This window comes from Rhizobium sp. Root1220 (assembly GCF_001426265.1).
Lineage (GTDB): Bacteria > Pseudomonadota > Alphaproteobacteria > Rhizobiales > Rhizobiaceae > Rhizobium.
The window spans coordinates 430224-449032 of the sequence record NZ_LMDG01000023.1; the positions used below are offsets into that span (position 1 = coordinate 430224).

Here is an 18809-nt window from a genome sequence, read left to right on the forward strand (position 1 = left end):
CGAGGAGTGGCAATGGAATGGTCATCACCAATTGCCCGAAAGGCTTTAGCGGGAACGGCTGCCGCGATCAGTATCGGCGCGGCCGTTTTCCTTGAAGAGCCTTCGAGCCTGTTGCTTGCAGTAATATCTATCTGCATCTGTTGCGGCTGGAAACAAGGCCTCGCGTTTGTTGTGGCCTGCACCGCTCTGGCGGCGTGGGTTTACGAGGTCCCGGGGCCAGACCAACATTCCCTCACGAAGTTCCTCGTTTTCGTCGCCACCGCGTTCATGGCCTGGACGCTGGTATCGATCTTTCGAACCACGAGCTTTTTCGAGCAGGTCTATAAGTCGAAGCAACCGACCGCAGACGACATCCCAGGCCTTGGATGGTCAGCCTATCCAGACGGACGTCTGCGGTTCGTCAACCCCGCGGCAACCGAGTACATAGGTATCTCGGCCGAAGAGATGCTAGAGCGAATGCAAAGGGACACCTATGCCTGGTGGGCTCCCTTCGTTCATCCCGACGACGTCCAGGCGAGCTTGGACCGCTGGGATCACAGTCTCAGAACCGGTGAGCCGCTCGTTGATGAACAGCGGGTGAGGCGGCACGATGGCACCTATCGTTGGTTTCGAGACTCAGCTGTTGCCTCGCGAGACCGCCACGGCAACATTACAGGATGGTTCGGCACCACCGTCGACATCGACGACCAGCGCAAGGCCGAAGCGGCTCTCAAGGCAAGCGAGCAGAAGCTGAGGAGTCTGATAGATACCGTCCCGGCGCTCATATGGTGTACCAACCCGTCCGGCGGAACCACTTACTTCAACGAGCGACTTCTGGAGTGGATGGGATTTGGATCGGACTTTACACCCGATAGCGGCCACCTTTTCGCTGACGTCATAAGCGATAGTGCGCACCCTGCGGACAAGGTCGGGTTACGGGCGGTCCTCGAACACGCCTTCGAACGTGACGAGCCATTCGGTGTGAGGTTTCGCCTTCGACGGGCCGACGGGCAGTACCGCTGGACCGACGGCAAAGTCCAACCGCTGCACGACGACGACGGCGATATCATTCAGTGGTACGGCGTTTTTCTCGATATCAACGACGAGGTGCAGGCGAACGAAGCAGTCCGGCAAAGCGAGAAAGAGCTTCAGGTACTGGTCGATACCGTTCCCTCGCTCATTTGGCTCCTGACCCCTGAAGGTCAGCCTTGCTACTTTAACGCCCGCTTCGCCGAGTGGACGGGTATTGCGGCCGACGCCCATATCGGCTCCAGCACGATCCATCCGGAACTCTTGCATCCCGACGACCGCGACCGCATCAACGATGATTTTAAAAACGGCTTAGCCGTAGGACGTTCGATCCATACGAAGTGCCGACTGCGGCGACGCGACGGTCAGTTCAGGTGGATAGATTCCCGTGCCGAGCCGCTGAGGGATCAAACCGGCCAGATCGTCCGTTGGTACGGAGTATCCTTCGAAATCGAGGAGGAGGTTAGGGCACAGGCAGCGCTGAAAGAAAGCGAGCGGTATCTCCAGCACGTTATCGACACCGTGCCGGTCGGCATCGTGTTGGCCGATCCCCAAGGCATGCCGGTCTACGTCAATAAGAAGCTGCACGACAGTACCGGCCTCAAGGCTCCGAGGTCCGATGGCGCTGTCGACATCAATGCAGCGCACACAAACAGCGACCTTGTCCATCCCGACGATCTCTCTGCCGTTCTTGGTCGTCTGGAATACTGCTACGCCCACGGCGAGTCGTTCGCGATGCGCTATCGGCAACGCCGAGCCGACGGTGTCTACCGATGGATCGAAGACCGAAGCGAACCGTTCCGGGATGACGAAGGCAGTATCCTGCAATGGTATGGCGTCAACCTCGACGTAGACGACGAGGTCTGCGCGCAGGAGGCCCTTCGCCTCGCCGATGAGAGGCTGGCACGCGCTTCTCGCGCCGCGAGCCTGTCGGAGCTGTCCGTATCGATCGCCCACGAACTCAACCAGCCCCTTCAGGCTGTCGTGTCCAATGCAAACGCGTTCCAACGATGGCTTGGCGCAACACCGCCCAACTACGACCGCGCAAGGAAGACCGCGGAATGGATCATACGGGATGCGGATGCGGCAGCCGAAGTCATCAACAGGATCAGAGCTCTCTTCTCCCAGTCCGAGCATCAGCGCGAAGTCGTCGATTTGAATGCCATCGTCACGGGGGTATGCGACCTGATGGCGGACAAGCTGTCCAACAACGGCGTCAAGTTGGAAGTCGATTTGGACCCAAGGTTGACCTCGATGCCGGTGGATCGCGTGCAGATCGAGCAAGTGGTCCTGAACCTGATCCGGAACAGCATCGAAGCAATGCGGGAAACAGAGAGCCTCCCCAGGAAGATTTCGATCGTTGCCAGTCGGGCGTCCTCGGAAACCGCGAAAGTGGAGGTGCGTGACCACGGCCCTGGCATCGGCGCGCCGGAAAAAGTATTCGACGCGTTCTACACAACCAAGAAAGATGGCTTGGGAATAGGGCTAGCCATATGCCGTTCCATCATCGAGGCCCACGGCGGACGACTTCACGCCGAGAACATGCCGGACGGCGGAGCGTCGGTCAGTTTCACGCTTCCCCTGAAACGCCCGGGTGAGAGCGACCTCTCGCGTTCGCGCAACGGCACCGAAGAACCGTACGTGGAGCGGCCGCAAGTGCTGCAATGACTTTAGGGCGATGCGCCGACATCGCCGCGCCGTGTTTGCACGCCCGGTGTCCATGCAAACGACTCATCCGTCAGAAATCGCAACCCAAGGCTCCACAGGCAAACCATCGTTTATCTATTAGGATCGTGTCCGGCTGGCTAGAATTCCCCTGTCTTAACTCAAGAACAGGATGAAGTTCATGCGTAGGTTCACTATCGCTCTAGCATGTGCACTCTCGATCGCAGCACCCGCGGTATCCGCGGACAAGGCGCACAACTCCAAGGTTTCGACGATCTTCGATCAGAAGCTGCCGAACGTTTCCGGGAAAAGTTTGCGTGTCGTTCTCGTCGAGTACGGGCCGGGCGGGTCGAACCCGTCGCACATGCATCCCAAGTCCGCTTTCATCTATGCGACGGTGATCGAGGGCCGGATCAAGAGCCAGGTCAACGACGGCGAACTCCACGTCTACAAGACCGGCGAGCACTGGACCGAAGTGCCGGGCGATCATCACAAAGTCAGCGCCAACGCCAGCGCGACAGAGCCGGCCAAGCTCATGGCTGTGTTCGTCGTGGATACGAACGAGACGCAGCTCGTCACCCCCGACGAATGATCTTGGCTTCCCGTGGCAGCAGCCAAATCTGAACCCTCCACGGACACACGGAAAACCAAAACAAAAGAGGAAATACAATGAAAATCGTGATCATAGGCGGTTCCGGGCTGATCGGAACGAAGGTCGCCAATATCCTGCGCTCGCGGGGCCACGACGTGAATCAGGCGTCGCCGTCGACAGGCGTCAACGCTCTGACGGGCGAGGGTCTTGCAGACGTTCTCGCTGGGGCCGACGTCGTTCTGGACGTCGCGAACTCTCCGTCTTTCGAGCCGGCAGCGGTACTATCGTTTTTCGAAACTGCAACGGCAAATCTGCTCGAAGCGGAAGCGAAAGCGGGCGTGGGGCATCACGTCGCCCTGTCCATCGTCGGGCTCGAACGCTCGCCGGACAACGGCTACTTTCCGGGTAAGCTGGCGCAGGAAGCCCGCGTCAAGAATGGCGGCGTCCCGTACACCATCGTTCGCTCCACTCAGTTTCTCGAGTTCATCGGCGGGATCGCCGACAGCATGGCCGTGGACGGAACCGTTCACGCATCCCCCGGGGCCTTCCAGCCGATCTCAGCCGACGACGTCGCCGCCTTTGTCGCAGACGCGGTATGCGCCGACCCGATAAACGGCACTTTGGAAATCGCCGGCCCCGAGAAGGGCCCGATGAGTGACTTCCTGAAGCGCTTCCTCGAGGCGAAAGGCGACGATCGCAAGATCGTGGTCGACAGGGCATCGAAATACTTCGGTTCGCTCGTCGACGAAGAGTCTCTGGTTCCGCTGGGTCCGGCCAAGCTCGGCAAGGTCGACTTCGCTACTTGGTTCGCGAAGAGCACCGTGCGGGCGGCGTAATGCCGTGAAAGTTCCGGTCCCGCACACGCTCGTGCGGGATCGGGCAAATGAAAGCCTCACGTCATCCACTTTCTGTGCTCGGCGAAACGGTCGGCGATCAAGTCGACGAACAGCCGAACCTTCGTGGGAAGGTGGCTTTTGTCCGGGTAAACGGCATTGATCGCAAGCTCGACGCCACGGTGATCCGGGAGGAGAGGGACCAACGACCCAGCGGTAAGGTCCCCCGAGACGACGAAGCTCGGAGCGAGCCACACAGAACGGCCGGCGATGGCGAGGTGCCTAAGCGTCTCGGCGTTGTTCGAAAGGATGGTTCCCTTGACCCTGACGCTGCTCCGCTGGCCATTCGCATCCTCGAAGGTCCACTCGTCTCCGTACGGGTAGTACGTGTACTGGAGGCAGTCGTGATCCATGAGATCGCCCGGCACCCTCGGTTCGGCATGGTTATCCAGGTAGGCGGGCGCACAGACTAGAACGTGTCTCCAGGGAGTGAGCTTTCGGACGATCAGGCTAGGGTGATGAGAAGGAACCGAGCGGATGGCCAGATCGTAGGCCTCGTCGATCATGTCGATCATGGCGTCGCCCGTATGCAGGTTCAGGGAGATCGCCGGATACAGTGCCAGGAATTCATCGATGACTGGCAGCAGAAAACTGACGATGGCGGAGTTGGCGTAAAGCTTGAGCGTTCCCCGTGGAGTGGTGGTCAGCGCGCCAGCGGTGCGGTCGGCGTCATCGAGTTCAGCTAGGATTTGCGCCGTTCGATCGTAATAAAATTTCCCTGTCTCGGTCAGGCTCACCTTGCGGGTTGTACGGTTCAAAAGTCGAACGCCGAGCCTTTCTTCAAGAGACTGGACATGGGTGCCGACCATGGTCACGGACATGTTGAGGCGACGGGCCGCTGCGGAAAAACCACCGCATTCCACAACCTTACCGAACACTGACAAGCTAGTTAAGCGATCCATTTCCGCTCCTACATTATCCGCTTAGAGCGGCTAATCTTTCCGATAATCGATGGATTATCAATCCCGATCAATGGGGGCATGTTGCGGACGACGATCATAAGCGCGCACTACGCGCCTCGGAGACGACCATGGTTGAACTGCCACGAAACAAGAATTTCGAACCCTCCACGAACGAAACGTTGCCCCGAGTGCCGGCTTCTCCCGACCCCGGCACGTCCGCGGCGAAGACAGGCAAAAGCGTGCTGAAGAGAGGGCTATTCGTTGCCGCCCTGCTTGCCGCAGCCGCATATGCAGGTGACTTCGGCTATCAATACTGGACAGTGGGCCGCTTTATCGTCTCGACGGACAACGCCTACGTCAAGGCCGATTATACGACCGTCGCGCCCAAGATCGCAGGGTACGTCAAGGAGGTTCTCGTCAATGACAACGACGTGGTAAAGGCAGGTCAAATCCTCGCGCGAATTGATGACCGCGATTTCCAGGCCGCGCTCACTCAAGCGAGGTCGGACGTAAACGCAGCGAATGCGGCGATCAAGAATATCGACGCGCAGATCGAGTTGCAGCAGTCTGTCATCCTTCAGGCACGGGCCTCCCGCGAAGCATCGAGCGCGACGCTCATCTATGCCCGGTCGGACGCCGCGCGGAATGCCCGCCTGATCACCAACGGAGCCGGAACCCAGTCGCGCGCGGAGCAAAGCCGATCCCTGATGGATCAGGCCTCGGCCGCAGTCGAGCGGGACTATGCCGCATTTGTCGCCGCGCAGAACAAAATACCCGTTCTAAAGACCGAGCGAGAGCAGGCGGTCGCGCAGAGAGACCGGGCAGTGGCGATGGCGGGCCAAGCGGAATTGAACCTTTCGTATACCGAGATTGTGGCAGCTGTCGAAGGGACCGTAGGCGCGCGATCGATCCGTATCGGCCAGTTCGTTACAGCCGGCACGCAGTTGATGGCTGTCGTCCCGCTCCATTCGGTTTACGTGGTGGCGAACTTCAAGGAGACCCAGTTGACCGACGTGCGGCCCGGGCAGCATGTCGAGGTCAGGGTGGACAGTTTCCCTGACCTCAAGGTCGAAGGGCATGTCGACAGCATCTCGCCTGCCAGCGGGTTGGAGTTCTCGCTCCTGCCGCCGGACAACGCGACCGGTAACTTCACGAAAATCGTCCAGCGCATCCCCGTGAAAATCATCATCGATCACGAGGATGTACCCGGCCAGCTTCGATCAGGCATGTCGGTCGAACCGGAAATCGATACCCGATCAGACGCGCGCGCGACCGCTCACTGATCCATCATCTCAGTAAAAACGCCCGTGTGGAATCCGGACCGCAGCCGGAAGGAGAATAGCTATGCCTGAAATCATCGCAGCGCCGAATGCAGTCCCCGCCGAACCGCCAAAGCAGGAAATGAGCGCCCTACGCATGTGGACGGCGGTGGTCGGTTCGACGCTGGGCGCATTCATGGCGGTCCTTAACATCCAGATCGTCAACGCTTCGCTCGCGGATATCCAAGGCGCGATTGGGGCGGGAAAGGACGACGGCGGCTGGATATCAACATCATACTTGATAGCCGAGATTGTCGTGATCCCCCTGAGCGGCTGGCTATCGACCGTATTCTCGCTGCGTAAATTCCTTCTGACCAACGCGATGCTGTTCCTGTTCTTCTCCGTGGCTTGCGCCTTCGCGATGAGCCTCGAGCAGATGATCGTGTTGCGGGCGATCCAGGGCTTCGCCGGTGGCGTCCTTATTCCTATGGCGTTTACGATCATCATCACGCTGCTGCCCAAGCAGAAGCAACCTATCGGACTAGCGCTGTTCGCTTTGTCCGCGACGTTCGCTCCGGCGATCGGACCGACAATCGGTGGCTACCTGAGCGAGAATTACGGCTGGGAATTCATTTTCTACGTAAACCTCGTCCCCGGGGCGCTCATGATCGCGATGCTTTGGGCGTCGCTCGACCGGGCACCGATGAACCTGGGATTGCTGGCAAAGGGCGACTGGCCCGGGATCGCGACCCTTGCGCTTGGTCTCGCGGCTCTGCAGACGGTCCTGGAAGAGGGAAACAAAGAGGATTGGTTTGGCTCAGAGTTCATCGTCACGCTTTCGGTCATAGCATTTGTTTCGCTGACCTTATTTCTCGTTATCGAACTCAAGACGGCGCATCCGCTATTAAATCTTAGGCTGCTTTTAAGGCGGAATTTCGGGGCCGGTATCGTCTCCAACTTCTTGCTGGGGATGGCGCTATATGGCTCGGCTTTCGTTATGCCGATCTATCTTTCGCGCGTCCAGGGTTACAACGCCGAGCAGATTGGCTTCGTCCTCGCATGGACAGGGATACCCCAACTGTTGTTGATTCCGCTCGTCCCACGCCTGATGAAACGGTTCGACGTTCGAGTGATCATCGCCATCGGGTTCCTACTGTTCGCGGTATCGAATTTCATGAACGTGCACATGACGGGCGACTATGCGGCCGACCAGTTCTTTCTGCCGAACGTGATCCGCGCTGTTGGCCAGGCCTTGGTTTTCGCGCCCTTGTCAGTGGTGGCCACCGCGGGCATCGAGCAGGAAAACGCAGGCTCTGCATCGGCCCTCTTCAACATGATGCGAAATCTCGGGGGTGCTGTTGGCATTGCTTCCCTGCAGACGTTTCTTTCGAAGCGCCAGCAGTTTCATTCCAATATTCTGACAGACTCTGTGAGCCTATTCGAGGAGTCCACAAGACTGCGGATCGCGAAACTCACGTCCTATTTCCTGGATCATGGCGTGAGCGATCCGGCTACCGCCACGCACAAAGCCATTGTCGCGATTGCGATGAATATCCGAAAACAGTCCACCATCATGGCCTTCAGCGATACGTTCTACCTCCTCGGCGTGGCACTGATCGTTGCGTTGATTTCCGGTCTCTTCCTCAAGAAGCCAGGTCACATGTCAGGCGGCGGAGGAGCCCACTAATGCGCAAGTCGATCAACGGCGGCGATACGGAAGCCCGATCATACCGGTCTGACGGGTTACCCAGTGCCATCGAAACCAGCACGGTTCTGTCGGTTCTGGAATGGCTTTCCAGCGACGACTGTCATGCTCTCGACGAGCCAGGCCTTATCGCCGGTCTCGGAACGCGGCTTGTACAGATCGGCCTCCCTGTGGACCGACTGACGCTGCACTTGATGACACTGCATCCCGAAATACTGGCGCGTACGCTCGCATGGTCGCCGGCTGAACCGGTCGAAGTGCGCGATCGAGAGCATGGGGTGCGTGCTCAGCTCTCCGCAAGTCCGGTGATGAAGGTCATGAATTCGGGTGAGCCAATGGTCGTCCGCGCGGGCGATCCACAGTGGCCATGGGAGGGCATCGACGTGTTCGCTCACCGTGGACTTCAACAGATTTCCATCGTTCCTCTGAACAATATGGACGGCCCGGTAAGCGCGGCCTGCTTTGCTACCAAGAGGCCAGGAGGCTTCAGCGTGACAGACCTCATGGCGATCGAACGCATTCGTCCGGCGCTCAGGAACACGTGCGAGATCAGGGTCATGCGGCAAGCCGAGCTTTCCCTCCTCGATACTTACATCGGTCCCATGACGGCGCAACGCATTCTGGCTGGTCGCATACGCCAAGGCGACATCGAGACCATCGAGGCCGCGTTGCTTCTTTGTGACCTCAAGGGTTTCACGGAGCTTTCGAACAGCCTAACCGCGGACAAGGTCCTGCAACTTCTCAATGCCTACTTTGACATGGTCGTGCCAGCAATCACTCGGAACGGCGGTGAGGTACTCAAATTTATGGGCGATGCGGTCATGGCGTTTTTTCCGAGTGCCGACGCCGCGATAGCGAGCAGACAGGCCTTAGCGGCGTGTGCCCTTATATTCAGGCAGCTATCGGATTTCGAACTGTACGGCCGCCGGATCGAAGCGACCATCGGCCTCCACTATGGCGAGGTGAGTTACGGAAACATTGGCTCGGGTCGCCGGTTGGATTTCACGGTTATCGGCCCCGACGTCAATCTCCTCAGCCGCATCCAAGGTGCGTGCGCCCCGATGGGCGAGGAGCTTTTAATAACCGACGATCTTCGCAGACGAGCAGGGAGCGATGCGCGGTCAGTCGGAAGGCATGGACTTAAAGGTTTTGCGGAACCAATCGAACTGTTCGCGCCTGGCACCGCGTAGCAGTCCGCGGCCCGTTTCGATCAACACGGCGGCTCTCGGTCTTAGGGCTAATCGAGAGCCGCCGCACCATATGCTGGCCGCCCATGGCGTCATGCACTTCAGGTGCTCGGTTTCATGTTGCGCAGACGCGCAGCGTCCGCGTCGCTGAGATGACCGACACTGACGGGCAGCAGCCGCTCAACTCCGGAGCGCATTTCACCCTGGTCGACGCTTCCTTTGCCGGTCGGGTCCAATACGTTCCAATGCCTTTCGACGACCGTCGCGTCGTAGGGTCGGTCGTCCGCCGCAGCGAGTTCTTTCTTGCTCTGGACGTATTCATCCTTCGAAACCAGGCCGTCTTTATCGGCATCGGCTCTGAAGTTTGACTGCACCAGCCTGTTGTAAAAATCGTCGAGCAACTGCGCGTCGGTCTTTAGCGCCGGGACCTTGGCGGGGCTCGACGACGAGGGCAGCTCAAATTTGTCGTCGCTAACGGATGGGGCGTTCACCGCCTGGCGGGCGAACACACTGTAAACCGAGCTGTCGAGACCGACTTTCATAGAAACCTCCTGGGTAAAATCCAGTAGACCGTGGCGGCAACGGCTTGTCCGAAACTGGATGTTTTCCGGCAATCGGCCGCTGTGTGACAGCTGTCATCAATTTTGCGGTCCCGCGGTTATGTCGGCATCACAAGTCAACGCATACGAACGTTTGGCTGTCCCTCGAAACCTACGCAGACTATCTCGATAAGAAGGCGGGTTGTCCGTCCAAGGAGCGGCAGCGCCACGCTGGACCGCCGTTCCATGATTTCAACTGTGGGTGCCGCACTGGGCTTTCCCATAAAAATCGGCAGGGCAGATGGGTGTATTTGCCGTCTCGACCTGCGCCGGGAGAAGACGATGAAAAAAGCGATTTCGGCCGGGATAGTGCTGCTGGTTCTTGCCGGAGCCCTCTGGCGGTTCGATGCGCTGGCGTTGGTCGGCCTGTCCCACAGGACCGGAACTGAACTGGTCCTGTATGGGAATGTGGACATACGCCAGGTCGCGCTGGCCTTCCGAGTGGGCGGCCGCATCAGCGAGTCACTCGTCGACGAAGGTGACGACGTACGCAAAGGCGACGTCATCGCGCGTCTGGATAGAGACCCTCACCGATATGCGTTGCTATCGGCTGAAGCCAACGCTTCTGCTCTCCGCTCGACGCTTGATAAATTGCGGGCAGGCCCCCGGAAGACCGAGATCGCTCAGGCCAGAGCAGCCCACGATGAAAGTGTTGCCAGCCTCAAAAACGCCAGCGTCGCTTACGACCGCGCGCGACGCCTGCGGCCACAGGGCACGATATCCGAAGCGGGGCTCGACGACGCCACCGCCGCTCGGGCTGTCGCGGCTGCACGAGCGGATGTCACGGACCAGGCTCTGGCTGTGCTCCTCGAAGGAACCCGCATAGAAGACATCGCTACCGCTGCCGCGCAGCTCAAGGCAGGTGAGGCGACCTTGTCGGCTGCCCAGACGTCATTGGACGACACCGATCTTCGCGCACCCAACGATGGCGTCATACTATCGAGAGTTCGCGAAGCTGGCGCGATCGTCTCGCCGGCGGACGTGGCTTATGTGCTTTCACTGACCCGGCCCGTCTGGGTTAGGACATACATCGCGGAGACATCCCTGGGTAAAATCCACCCTGGCATGAAGGCGAAGGTGTCCTCCGATACCGACGCCACTAAACAATACGATGCCACGGTTGGGTTCATATCACCGGTGGCAGAGTTCACCCCGAAATCCGTCGAGACTCCCGAGCTAAGGACCGATCTGGTTTACCGCCTCCGAGTCGTCATCGACCTACCCGATCCAGACCTTCGTCAGGGCATGCCTGTGACGGTCAGGTTTCCGTCAGTTCAGGCGTCAGGGCAATGACCGCTGACGGCGATGTCACCCTGCCGCGGGAATGTGCCACCCTGAATAAGGTGGCGAAAGGATTCGGGGCGACGAAACCGGCCTTGGAAGATGTCTCCGGCTCGATCTTCGCAGGTCAGATCACGGGGATCGTCGGTCCGGACGGGGCCGGAAAGACAACGCTGATAAGGCTGATGACGGCGCTCATGCAGCCAGATACCGGTTCGGTCGCTATCCTCGGTATGGACACCGGGACGCATGCGTCGCAAATCCAGGCCGCTATTGGCTACATGCCTCAGCGTTTCGGCCTTTATGAAGACCTTTCCATCCGAGAAAACCTGACACTCTATGCTGACTTGCGGGGATTGCCTCACTCCGAACGTGAAGCAACATTTGAAAACCTACTCGAGTTCACCGACCTCAAACGGTTCTCGACAAGGCTCGCGGGCAAACTGTCGGGAGGGATGAAGCAGAAACTTGGCCTCGCTTGCGCCCTCCTTAAAAAGCCTCGTTTGCTGTTACTGGACGAGCCCGGGGTTGGCGTCGACCCCATCTCCCGGCGCGACCTCTGGAAGATGGTCGAAAATCTGACCGAAGAAGGGATCGGTGTTGTCTGGTCGACCGCGTATCTGGACGAGGCGGAAGCATGTGACAGGGTCCTGCTGCTCAACGAGGGCCGGGTGCTTTTTTCGGGCAGTCCTGGAGAAATGACCGAACGCGTGACGGGTCGCGTCTTTCGCGTCAAGAACGTCGGAGGGCGTCGACGCGGCGTCCTTGCGAAGTTGCTGGACGAGGAGGGCATCGTCGACGGCGGCATCCAGGGCGACTCTTTGAGGATCGTCACGAAAAGCACTGCGCTCCCGGTCCTCAGCTCGCTCGGCCCCGCTGCGGAGATACGGGTAGTCGCACCGCGCTTCGAAGACGCATTCGTCGACATGCTCGGAGGCGGCCCTGGCGGCAAGTCGAAGCTTGCCGAGTCCCAGCCGGCGATTTCAAGAGCGGACAATCAACCCGTTATCGAAGCGAAGGGGTTAGTGAAGCGGTTTGGCGATTTCGTCGCAGCCGACAACATCACGTTCGATATACCCGCTGGGGAAATATTCGGACTTCTTGGGCCGAACGGAGCGGGTAAATCGACCACCTTCAAGATGCTCTGCGGCCTCCTCGTGCCGACGGGAGGCGAGGGTCGCGTCGCGGGTTTCGATCTCCGAAAGGACGCGCCTCAGGCAAGGAACATGCTCGGCTACATGGCGCAGAAATTCTCGCTCTATGGCGATCTGAGCGTCCGTCAGAATCTCGATTTCTTCGCCGGGGTTTACGGGCTGACTGGAGCCAAGAAACGTGAGCGCATCGAGTTGATGACGTCCATATTCGATTTCGGTTCGCGTTTGAACACGTCGGCGGGCGCTCTTCCGCTTGGTCTCAAGCAGCGCTTGGCCCTTGCATGTGCAGTCATCCACGAGCCCAAGGCGCTCTTTCTCGACGAGCCGACGTCAGGCGTCGACCCGATCACCCGTAGGGAATTTTGGACGCATATCAACGGTCTTGTCGAGAAAGGCGTCACGGTTCTCGTGACGACCCACTTCATGGACGAAGCCGAGTACTGTGACCGTATTTCCTTGATCTACAGAGGACGTTCAATCGCACTTGGTTCCCCGGACGAACTCAAGTCGAGGACGGCAACCACAGAGAACGCCGATCCGACCATGGAAGATGCCTTTATCGCTCTCGTAAAGCAGTCCGACATGAAGGAGAGCGGATGATGTCGACGCCTAAACCCATGCCGCCCGATGGTGGAACAGCGATGCGGTTCGGCGCGCTGGTCCGGAAGGAAGCGCTTCAAGTCGTTCGTGACCCAAGCAGCATACTCATCGCGTTCGTGTTGCCGCTGATCCTGCTTTTTCTGTTCGGCTACGGAATTTCGCTCGACGCGACGCGGACCCGGATAGGGTTGGTCATCGAGGAGGTCAATCCGCTTACGAGCGATCTGGCGGCCAGTTTTCAAGGGTCCCCCTACTTTTCCGTCCAAACCGGCCGTGACCGTCGGGAGTTCGAAGAGGAACTGGTCCTCGCGAGGGTGAGGGGTATCATCGTTATCCCCGCCGACTTCACCACGGAATACGCAGCGGCCGAGCGACCTGGCGTTCAGGTGATCGTCGACGGCTCCGATCCGAATACAGCGGCGTTCGTCCTGAACTACGCGCAGGGAGCGGTATCGAACTGGCAGCGGCAACGTGGGTCGGATATCGCCGTAAACCTGCCGCCGATTCAGGTCGAGCAACGGTTCTGGTTCAACCCCGAGCTTACAAGCCGCAACTTTCTGGTTCCCGGATCGATCGCAATCATCATGACGCTTGTCGGAACCCTACTGACGTCTCTTGTCGTGGCGCGGGAGTGGGAGAGGGGGACTATGGAAGCGATCATGGCGACCCCGGTTTCCGCAGTGGAACTCCTTGCCGGCAAGATATTGCCTTACTTCCTGCTTGCGCTCGCTTCAATGACGCTATGCGTTGTGGTTGCCGTTGGACTGTTCGGCGTGCCCTTTCGAGGCTCAATGGTCGCGTTGTACTTCCTTTCCGCGGTGTTTCTTGTTCCCGCGCTCGGGCAGGGGCTCCTGATATCGGCGGCGACGAAGAACCAGTTCCTGGCTTCCCAGCTCGCTCTCATAACCGCGTTTCTACCGTCATTCCTTCTGTCCGGCTTCCTTTTCGAGATCAACTCCATGCCGCAGGTCATCCAGTGGCTTACCTATCTCGTGCCGGCCGGCTACCTGATTCCTTGCCTGCAGACGGTTTTCCTGGCCGGAGACATCTGGCCGATGTTCGCCCAGTCCGCCATAGCGATGCTTGTTATAGGAGCGGTCTTCTTCACGCTCGCGGCTCGCAGTACCAGGAAGAGGATCGCGTGATGTGGTGGATTCGTTTGAAAGCCTTGATTGTCAAGGAACTGCTCGCTGTGTTGCGTGACCCCAAGGGCCGAGCGATCCTCATCGGCCCGCCGATTGTCCAGCTCCTCGTATTCTCGTACGCCGCCACCCTCGAAGTTCGTAACGTGGATGTGATGTTTTTGAACAGGGACGCCGGCTACTGGGGCCAAGAGTTGTCCCTGCGAATCAAAGGCTCGCCAATGTTTCGGGAGGTCATTCCGGCAGCTACGCTGCGTGACGTCCACGACGCGATTGATAAGCAACGCGTAACGGCCGCTGTCACCGTGGGACCAGATTTCTCGAGGAACATCGCTGCTGGCCAACCCGCCGACCTTCAGGTGATCCTCGATGGGCGGCGTTCGAACGCCTCGCAGATCGTCGCGGGGTATCTTTCGCGGATCGTCGCGTCCCTGAGTGAGGAGACGCCCACTGGCGTCCGACTCGCTCCCCGGGCCTTGTCGACCGAACCGCGGTATTGGTTCAATCCGAACCTGATCTATCAGTGGTTCATGGTACCCAACCTGATTGCCAATATCGCCCTTCTCATCGGCCTTATCGTTACGGCGCTGTCGATCGCCCGAGAGCGCGAGTTAGGCACCTTTGACCAGCTTCTCGTCTCGCCCTTGCGCACGCACGAAATCGTGGTCGGTAAGTTGGTGCCGCCCATGTTGATCGGGCTTTTTCACATGACGGTCTACATCGTGGCGGCGGTGTTTTTATTCGAGGTTCCGCTCAGGGGCTCGCTCATTCTGCTTTATACAAGCTCGCTCTTTTATCTTGGGTCGATCGCGGGTATCGGCCTGTTCATTTCGGCGATGTCGGTCACGCAGCAACAGGCGATACTTGGGGCCTTTTTGTTTCTCGTCCCGGCAACGCTCTTGTCGGGGTTCGCTACCCCCATCGAAAACATGCCGGATTGGCTTCAGCCTGTGACCATCGTCAATCCGTTGAGATACTTTCTGGTAATCGTCAAAGGAATCTTCCTCAAGGACATCGGCCTCGACGAGGTTATCCGCCAGACTGTGCCATTGTTGCTGATCGCTGCTGTCACGCTGGGTTCGGCTTCTTGGCTGTTCCGGCGTCGGCTCGGATGATGCGGACAATTGTCTGTCAATCCGCTATAGCGACTTTTGATACCTCCCATTCCAAACAGGAAACTTCATTGTCCAGCAGTCCTGATCTATTACTGTCGCCACGCGAGGAAGCTCGCCGAAACGAAATGCTTTCGGCTGCTGCCGAGGTTTTCTTCAAGAAGGGGTTTTCGCGCACTTCGTTGGACGACGTGATTGCGGTGACGGGAGGCTCGAAGCGGACGCTTTATAGATATTTCCCGAGCAAGGAGGACCTGTTTTTCGCCGTCATCAAAATGGTTTCGGACCGAACGATCGTCGGGCTCACGGTAATGCCGGTGAAAGGGCTTCGTGAAACCCTCACGACTTTCGGCCGGACCTACCTCAGGACTATCGTATCACCCGACGGCCTGGCGCTGTTCCGTGCCGTTGTGTCGGAATCTCCGCATTTCCCGGGCTTGGGACAGAGGTTTGTTGTGGACGCGACGAAGCGGGTTTCCGACATTCTTGCCAACTTCCTGGCGCAGCAGACCGAAGCTCGATTGAGCGAGGACCCCCAAGTCGCGGCGGACCAGTTTCTGGCGCTGCTCCGAGGGTCCGTCCACCTTGAAGCGCTGCTCACCGGAATAACGCCGACAGCAGAGGTCGTTGAAAGTGACGTGCGGCGGTCTGTCGAAGCCCTAGTCGCGGGAGCTTTCACGAAGGCCTAATCCAAGAGGTACTGGGCGCGTGACGTGAGTTTGACAGGTACGGTAAAGTACCGTACCAGACCGGCTCCGCCGCCTGTTTCTCAAAGCGCCTGCGGGCATGTCGATGATTGGTAGAAAATGACTAACGAGACAAGCGTGAGAGCCGTCTGGGACATCTCTCAATACTGTAAGAAGGCTGGCGTCCACGAAGCGGAAGAGGAACGGCTAATTGCAATGCTAGGTCGCTTTGCGACCAGTCATGAACTTCAGATGAATATCAATCGGGCCCACGTCGCCCGGGCGCAGAACTTTTTCAAAAGCATTGCGTGGCTCAGGGCTTACTGAGTGATGGAGACAACATGAATACCGCCCACCACACTCAAGAAGAACGGGTCTCGGCGGTCGACCCACTGGTCGCGAGAATGGCCGAGGAAGCTGCCGGAAGCGTGGTGGTTTATGGAATTGACGGAATCGTCCTTCACTGCAATTCCGTAGCGCTTGCTCTGTTCGGTTGGAAGGTCGACGAGGTCTTGGGCCGAGACGTAGCCTCCGCAGTGGACAAGGGCGACCTTCCTTGGCGGGAGATCGCAAAATGGGGGTGCTGGCAGGGGGTGGTGACGCGATCGTCAATGGACACGGTTGTGACGCTCAATGTCCGGGTTTTCGCGATCTCATCGCAGGATGGTGGAGTTTCGCACTACGTCGAATTCGGCCGGCGGCGATCCGCATCGCAGTTTTCCGACCTCGAAGCGGATGTCATTCACGCGGACCGACTTTCCGCGCTGGGTCAACTGATAGCCATGATCGCGCACGAGGTGCGGCAACCGTTGTCCGTCATTGTAACCGATGCGGCCACGGGCGCGCGTTGGCTTGAGAGGGAACCATTGGATCGAGCGCGCGTGGCCGCCCTGATGACCAGGATCGAAGAGAACGCCCACCGTGCGAACAACGTTATCCGGCGCGTGCACGAGATGACCGCGAAGAAAAAAACGGCCTGGAGGCGTGTCAGCGTCAACACCGTGGCAGACGAGGCAATTCGGTTCGTTATGCCAAATCTCCAGTCTTACGGGATCGAGGTTTGCCGACACTTCGAACCGACGCTTCCGGACGTCGTCGGCGACAGGATACAATTGCAGCAGGTTTTGGTGAATCTACTTCTCAACAGCGTCCACGCGACTTCGAGTCCATACCACTCGGTCCGTGAGATTCACATCGCGACGACACTTGAGGACGGAGCTATCCGAATGACCGTCAGGGACACCGGTGGCGGCATAGACAGCGAGAACCTAGATCGAATTTTCGACGGCTTTTTCTCGACAAAGCCGGAGGGCGCGGGCTTGGGGTTGGCCATATGCCGCTCGATCCTTTCAAATCACGGGGGATCGATTATGGCCACAAGCGGATCGGACGGCGCTACAATGACAGTCATCTTGCCCGCCGCCCAGGAGGTCGATGCAAACCTTCGTTTAGATGACCGCTAGCCGTACACGAAATATCCTATCGGCAGTCGGTGATCGGTCACCAAAAGCCGGAGTGGAAACAATGGACACACAAGTCAGGGACAACCCATCCAAACGTCGCTTCGAGCGCGCGATCCATGAAAACAGCATCGCCGCCGCATACTATAGGCTCGAAGGCGACCTGATCGTATTCGTACACGTCGAGGTCCCGGAATTTTTGGGGCAAGGCATTGGAACCGCTCTGGTGGAGGGTACACTGGATTTGGTGAAACGCCGCGGCGAAACAGCGTTGTCAAGGTGCTCCTTCATGAACGCCTTCCTGCATGCGAACCCAGAATATCTCGACGTCGTAGGCGTCGCTTCTCCTGCGTCGCATACGCAGTCCGGAGACCTTATGCGCTTCGTCGCTGCACAAGGGCCCTCGTATGACCGGAACCTTATCGCCATTCGCGAAGGCCGTGTCCCGTCCGACGATCTCGACGCGTTGTTCCCCAGATTGCATGGTACGGGGTGTTCACTTGGTGGAGGATCGCTCTCCATCGGCTCTCTCGAATCAGCGCGCAACTATCTCGAGGACGCTGTTCTTGGTGGGCGCTATCGCGAGTGCGTACGCGCCTTGGAGCATCTCAGGACGACGCAGGCACATTCAACACTGACTGCCGTGGACGTGCGGAAGCTGCATGCCTCGATGACGCTTTTCTTCAACGCTAGCTCTGAGTTCCTGTTCGAGTCCACACTGGACGCCTGGTTCGCCGGAAGCCTCGATAGCCAGACTATGACTAAGCTTGGACAGTCCGTGTCCGGGTTCTGACGAACGATCCCGTTCCCGTCGAAGTCACTCGGGCTCGCGTTTCGGCCCGAGTGAGGCACAGCGGGTCAGACAAAGGCCGGCAGCGACAGGGTCGCGCGGGTGCCTATTTCAAACTCGCTCTCCAAGTGAAATTTTCCGCCGACTTCGCGTGCGAAATGGCTGACGATCGTGAGGCCTAATCCTCCCAGGCCCGTGGTCTTCGTCGTGAAGAATGGCTCCAGGGCTCGGCGAAGCATTGTGCCCTCCATGCCAATACCATTGTCGGAAACATGCAAATCGAGGCTGCTCACTCCGTCCCTATGGTGACGGGCAGCAGCGCTCAGGCCAATGATTCCGCCTGCTGGCAAGGCGTCTCGCGCATTGCTGAGGAGCTGGACGATCGCATCGCGAAGCCTTTCACGGCAACATGCGGCCAACGGAAGCGACGAAGCCAACTTTACATCGAGCTGGATTTCCGGCGCGAGCGACTGTCCAATCTCGGTTTGGATATCGGCGAACAGCATCCGCAGATCGACCGTCTCGACCGTGTTTTCGTTGCTTGGGTGGTTGAGCACTGGGTTTACCGCCATTCTTTCCTCGCTGGATGGCACCGAACGTCGCCACGACGTTCGGAATGCGCCCGTGTTTGCAGATGGAAAGCGGCGGATCAATAAAACGGTGGTTTACCGTGAAGCGAGGGGCGGAGGACCAGCGCATGTAAACCTTTGTTTGCGTTAACCGCACAACTCCAATCCCGTATTATTGCGGAGGTGTTCAATCGCAACCGCGAGG

Annotated in this window: 16 protein-coding genes; 13 read left to right on the forward strand and 3 right to left on the reverse strand. The window is 58.7% G+C overall.

All coding sequences use genetic code 11. The annotated features are described in order from the left end of the window. Positions 1–12: 12 nt before the first annotated feature. The 3 genes from ASC90_RS16405 (at position 13) to ASC90_RS16415 (ending at position 4101) form a co-directional block, all read left to right on the forward strand. Positions 13–2676: a PAS domain-containing protein gene (locus ASC90_RS16405; protein ID WP_056542411.1), complete on the forward strand. Its 2664-nt coding sequence runs from the start codon at positions 13–15 to the stop codon at positions 2674–2676. 178 nt (positions 2677–2854) lie between these two features. Next, positions 2855–3265: a cupin domain-containing protein gene (locus ASC90_RS16410; protein ID WP_056542679.1), complete on the forward strand. Its 411-nt coding sequence runs from the start codon at positions 2855–2857 to the stop codon at positions 3263–3265. A 77-nt stretch (positions 3266–3342) separates the two neighbouring features. Beyond that, the gene (locus ASC90_RS16415) at positions 3343–4101 is read left to right on the forward strand and encodes an SDR family oxidoreductase (RefSeq protein ID WP_056542413.1); all 759 of its coding nucleotides are present in this window, start codon (positions 3343–3345) and stop codon (positions 4099–4101) included. A 56-nt stretch (positions 4102–4157) separates the two neighbouring features. Here ASC90_RS16415 and ASC90_RS16420 read toward each other — a convergent pair whose 3' ends face one another. Then, positions 4158–5060, reverse strand: a complete 903-nt coding sequence (locus ASC90_RS16420; protein ID WP_056542415.1) for a LysR family transcriptional regulator — start codon at positions 5058–5060, stop codon at positions 4158–4160. A gap of 128 nt (positions 5061–5188) precedes the next feature. On the opposite strand from ASC90_RS16420, the gene ASC90_RS16425 reads away from it, so the two are divergent. The 3 genes from ASC90_RS16425 (at position 5189) to ASC90_RS16435 (ending at position 9214) form a co-directional block, all read left to right on the forward strand. Beyond that, positions 5189–6343: an HlyD family secretion protein gene (locus ASC90_RS16425; protein ID WP_056542416.1), complete on the forward strand. Its 1155-nt coding sequence runs from the start codon at positions 5189–5191 to the stop codon at positions 6341–6343. A 61-nt stretch (positions 6344–6404) separates the two neighbouring features. After that, positions 6405–8006: an MDR family MFS transporter gene (locus ASC90_RS16430; protein WP_056542417.1), complete on the forward strand. Its 1602-nt coding sequence runs from the start codon at positions 6405–6407 to the stop codon at positions 8004–8006. Further along, positions 8006–9214 carry an adenylate/guanylate cyclase domain-containing protein gene (locus ASC90_RS16435; protein ID WP_056542418.1) on the forward strand — a complete coding sequence of 403 codons (1209 nt, stop codon included), beginning with the start codon at positions 8006–8008 and terminating at the stop codon, positions 9212–9214. The genes ASC90_RS16430 and ASC90_RS16435 overlap by 1 nt, the downstream gene beginning before the upstream one ends. Before the next feature lie 98 nt (positions 9215–9312). On the opposite strand, the gene ASC90_RS16440 is transcribed toward ASC90_RS16435, so the two are convergent. Further along, entirely contained in the window at positions 9313–9753 is a 441-nt protein-coding gene (locus ASC90_RS16440; protein ID WP_056542420.1) for a hypothetical protein, read from the reverse strand. Between the two features lie 339 nt (positions 9754–10092). On the opposite strand from ASC90_RS16440, the gene hlyD reads away from it, so the two are divergent. From hlyD to ASC90_RS16480, 7 genes are all read left to right on the forward strand, one after another. Next, positions 10093–11103, forward strand: a complete 1011-nt coding sequence (hlyD, locus tag ASC90_RS16445; protein WP_056542422.1) for a secretion protein HlyD — start codon at positions 10093–10095, stop codon at positions 11101–11103. Continuing rightward, positions 11100–12845, forward strand: coding sequence for an ATP-binding cassette domain-containing protein (locus ASC90_RS16450; protein WP_056542424.1), 1746 nt, complete (start codon positions 11100–11102; stop codon positions 12843–12845). Before hlyD ends, ASC90_RS16450 begins: the two co-directional genes overlap by 4 nt. 17 nt (positions 12846–12862) lie before the next feature. Then, entirely contained in the window at positions 12863–13990 is a 1128-nt protein-coding gene (locus ASC90_RS16455) for an ABC transporter permease (protein ID WP_056542681.1), read from the forward strand. Further along, the gene (locus tag ASC90_RS16460; RefSeq protein WP_056542427.1) at positions 13990–15102 is read left to right on the forward strand and encodes an ABC transporter permease; all 1113 of its coding nucleotides are present in this window, start codon (positions 13990–13992) and stop codon (positions 15100–15102) included. Before ASC90_RS16455 ends, ASC90_RS16460 begins: the two co-directional genes overlap by 1 nt. Positions 15103–15170: 68 nt before the next feature. After that, positions 15171–15788, forward strand: a complete 618-nt coding sequence (locus ASC90_RS16465; RefSeq protein ID WP_244480397.1) for a TetR/AcrR family transcriptional regulator — start codon at positions 15171–15173, stop codon at positions 15786–15788. Between the two features lie 338 nt (positions 15789–16126). Continuing rightward, positions 16127–17248: an ATP-binding protein gene (locus ASC90_RS16475; RefSeq protein ID WP_056542431.1), complete on the forward strand. Its 1122-nt coding sequence runs from the start codon at positions 16127–16129 to the stop codon at positions 17246–17248. Between the two features lie 61 nt (positions 17249–17309). Continuing rightward, positions 17310–18038: a DUF1810 family protein gene (locus tag ASC90_RS16480; protein WP_056542432.1), complete on the forward strand. Its 729-nt coding sequence runs from the start codon at positions 17310–17312 to the stop codon at positions 18036–18038. 65 nt (positions 18039–18103) lie between these two features. Here the strand turns inward: ASC90_RS16480 and ASC90_RS16485 are convergent, their stop codons facing one another. Continuing rightward, the gene (locus ASC90_RS16485) at positions 18104–18607 is read right to left on the reverse strand and encodes an ATP-binding protein (protein ID WP_056542433.1); all 504 of its coding nucleotides are present in this window, start codon (positions 18605–18607) and stop codon (positions 18104–18106) included. Between the last annotated feature and the right edge of the window lie 202 nt (positions 18608–18809).

Bases quoted from the DNA above. Each gene is read 5' to 3' on its own strand.
- ASC90_RS16405 (WP_056542411.1), top strand. From the start codon at position 13: ATGGAATGGTCATCACCAATTGCCCGAAAGGCTTTAGCGGGAACGGCT.
- ASC90_RS16410 (WP_056542679.1), top strand. From the start codon at position 2,855: ATGCGTAGGTTCACTATCGCTCTAGCATGTGCACTCTCGATCGCAGCA.
- ASC90_RS16415 (WP_056542413.1), top strand. From the start codon at position 3,343: ATGAAAATCGTGATCATAGGCGGTTCCGGGCTGATCGGAACGAAGGTC.
- ASC90_RS16420 (WP_056542415.1), bottom strand. From the start codon at position 5,060: ATGGATCGCTTAACTAGCTTGTCAGTGTTCGGTAAGGTTGTGGAATGC.
- ASC90_RS16425 (WP_056542416.1), top strand. From the start codon at position 5,189: ATGGTTGAACTGCCACGAAACAAGAATTTCGAACCCTCCACGAACGAA.
- ASC90_RS16430 (WP_056542417.1), top strand. From the start codon at position 6,405: ATGCCTGAAATCATCGCAGCGCCGAATGCAGTCCCCGCCGAACCGCCA.
- ASC90_RS16435 (WP_056542418.1), top strand. From the start codon at position 8,006: ATGCGCAAGTCGATCAACGGCGGCGATACGGAAGCCCGATCATACCGG.
- ASC90_RS16440 (WP_056542420.1), bottom strand. From the start codon at position 9,753: ATGAAAGTCGGTCTCGACAGCTCGGTTTACAGTGTGTTCGCCCGCCAG.
- hlyD (WP_056542422.1), top strand. From the start codon at position 10,093: ATGAAAAAAGCGATTTCGGCCGGGATAGTGCTGCTGGTTCTTGCCGGA.
- ASC90_RS16450 (WP_056542424.1), top strand. From the start codon at position 11,100: ATGACCGCTGACGGCGATGTCACCCTGCCGCGGGAATGTGCCACCCTG.
- ASC90_RS16455 (WP_056542681.1), top strand. From the start codon at position 12,863: ATGCCGCCCGATGGTGGAACAGCGATGCGGTTCGGCGCGCTGGTCCGG.
- ASC90_RS16460 (WP_056542427.1), top strand. From the start codon at position 13,990: ATGTGGTGGATTCGTTTGAAAGCCTTGATTGTCAAGGAACTGCTCGCT.
- ASC90_RS16475 (WP_056542431.1), top strand. From the start codon at position 16,127: ATGAATACCGCCCACCACACTCAAGAAGAACGGGTCTCGGCGGTCGAC.
- ASC90_RS16480 (WP_056542432.1), top strand. From the start codon at position 17,310: ATGGACACACAAGTCAGGGACAACCCATCCAAACGTCGCTTCGAGCGC.
- ASC90_RS16485 (WP_056542433.1), bottom strand. From the start codon at position 18,607: ATGGCGGTAAACCCAGTGCTCAACCACCCAAGCAACGAAAACACGGTC.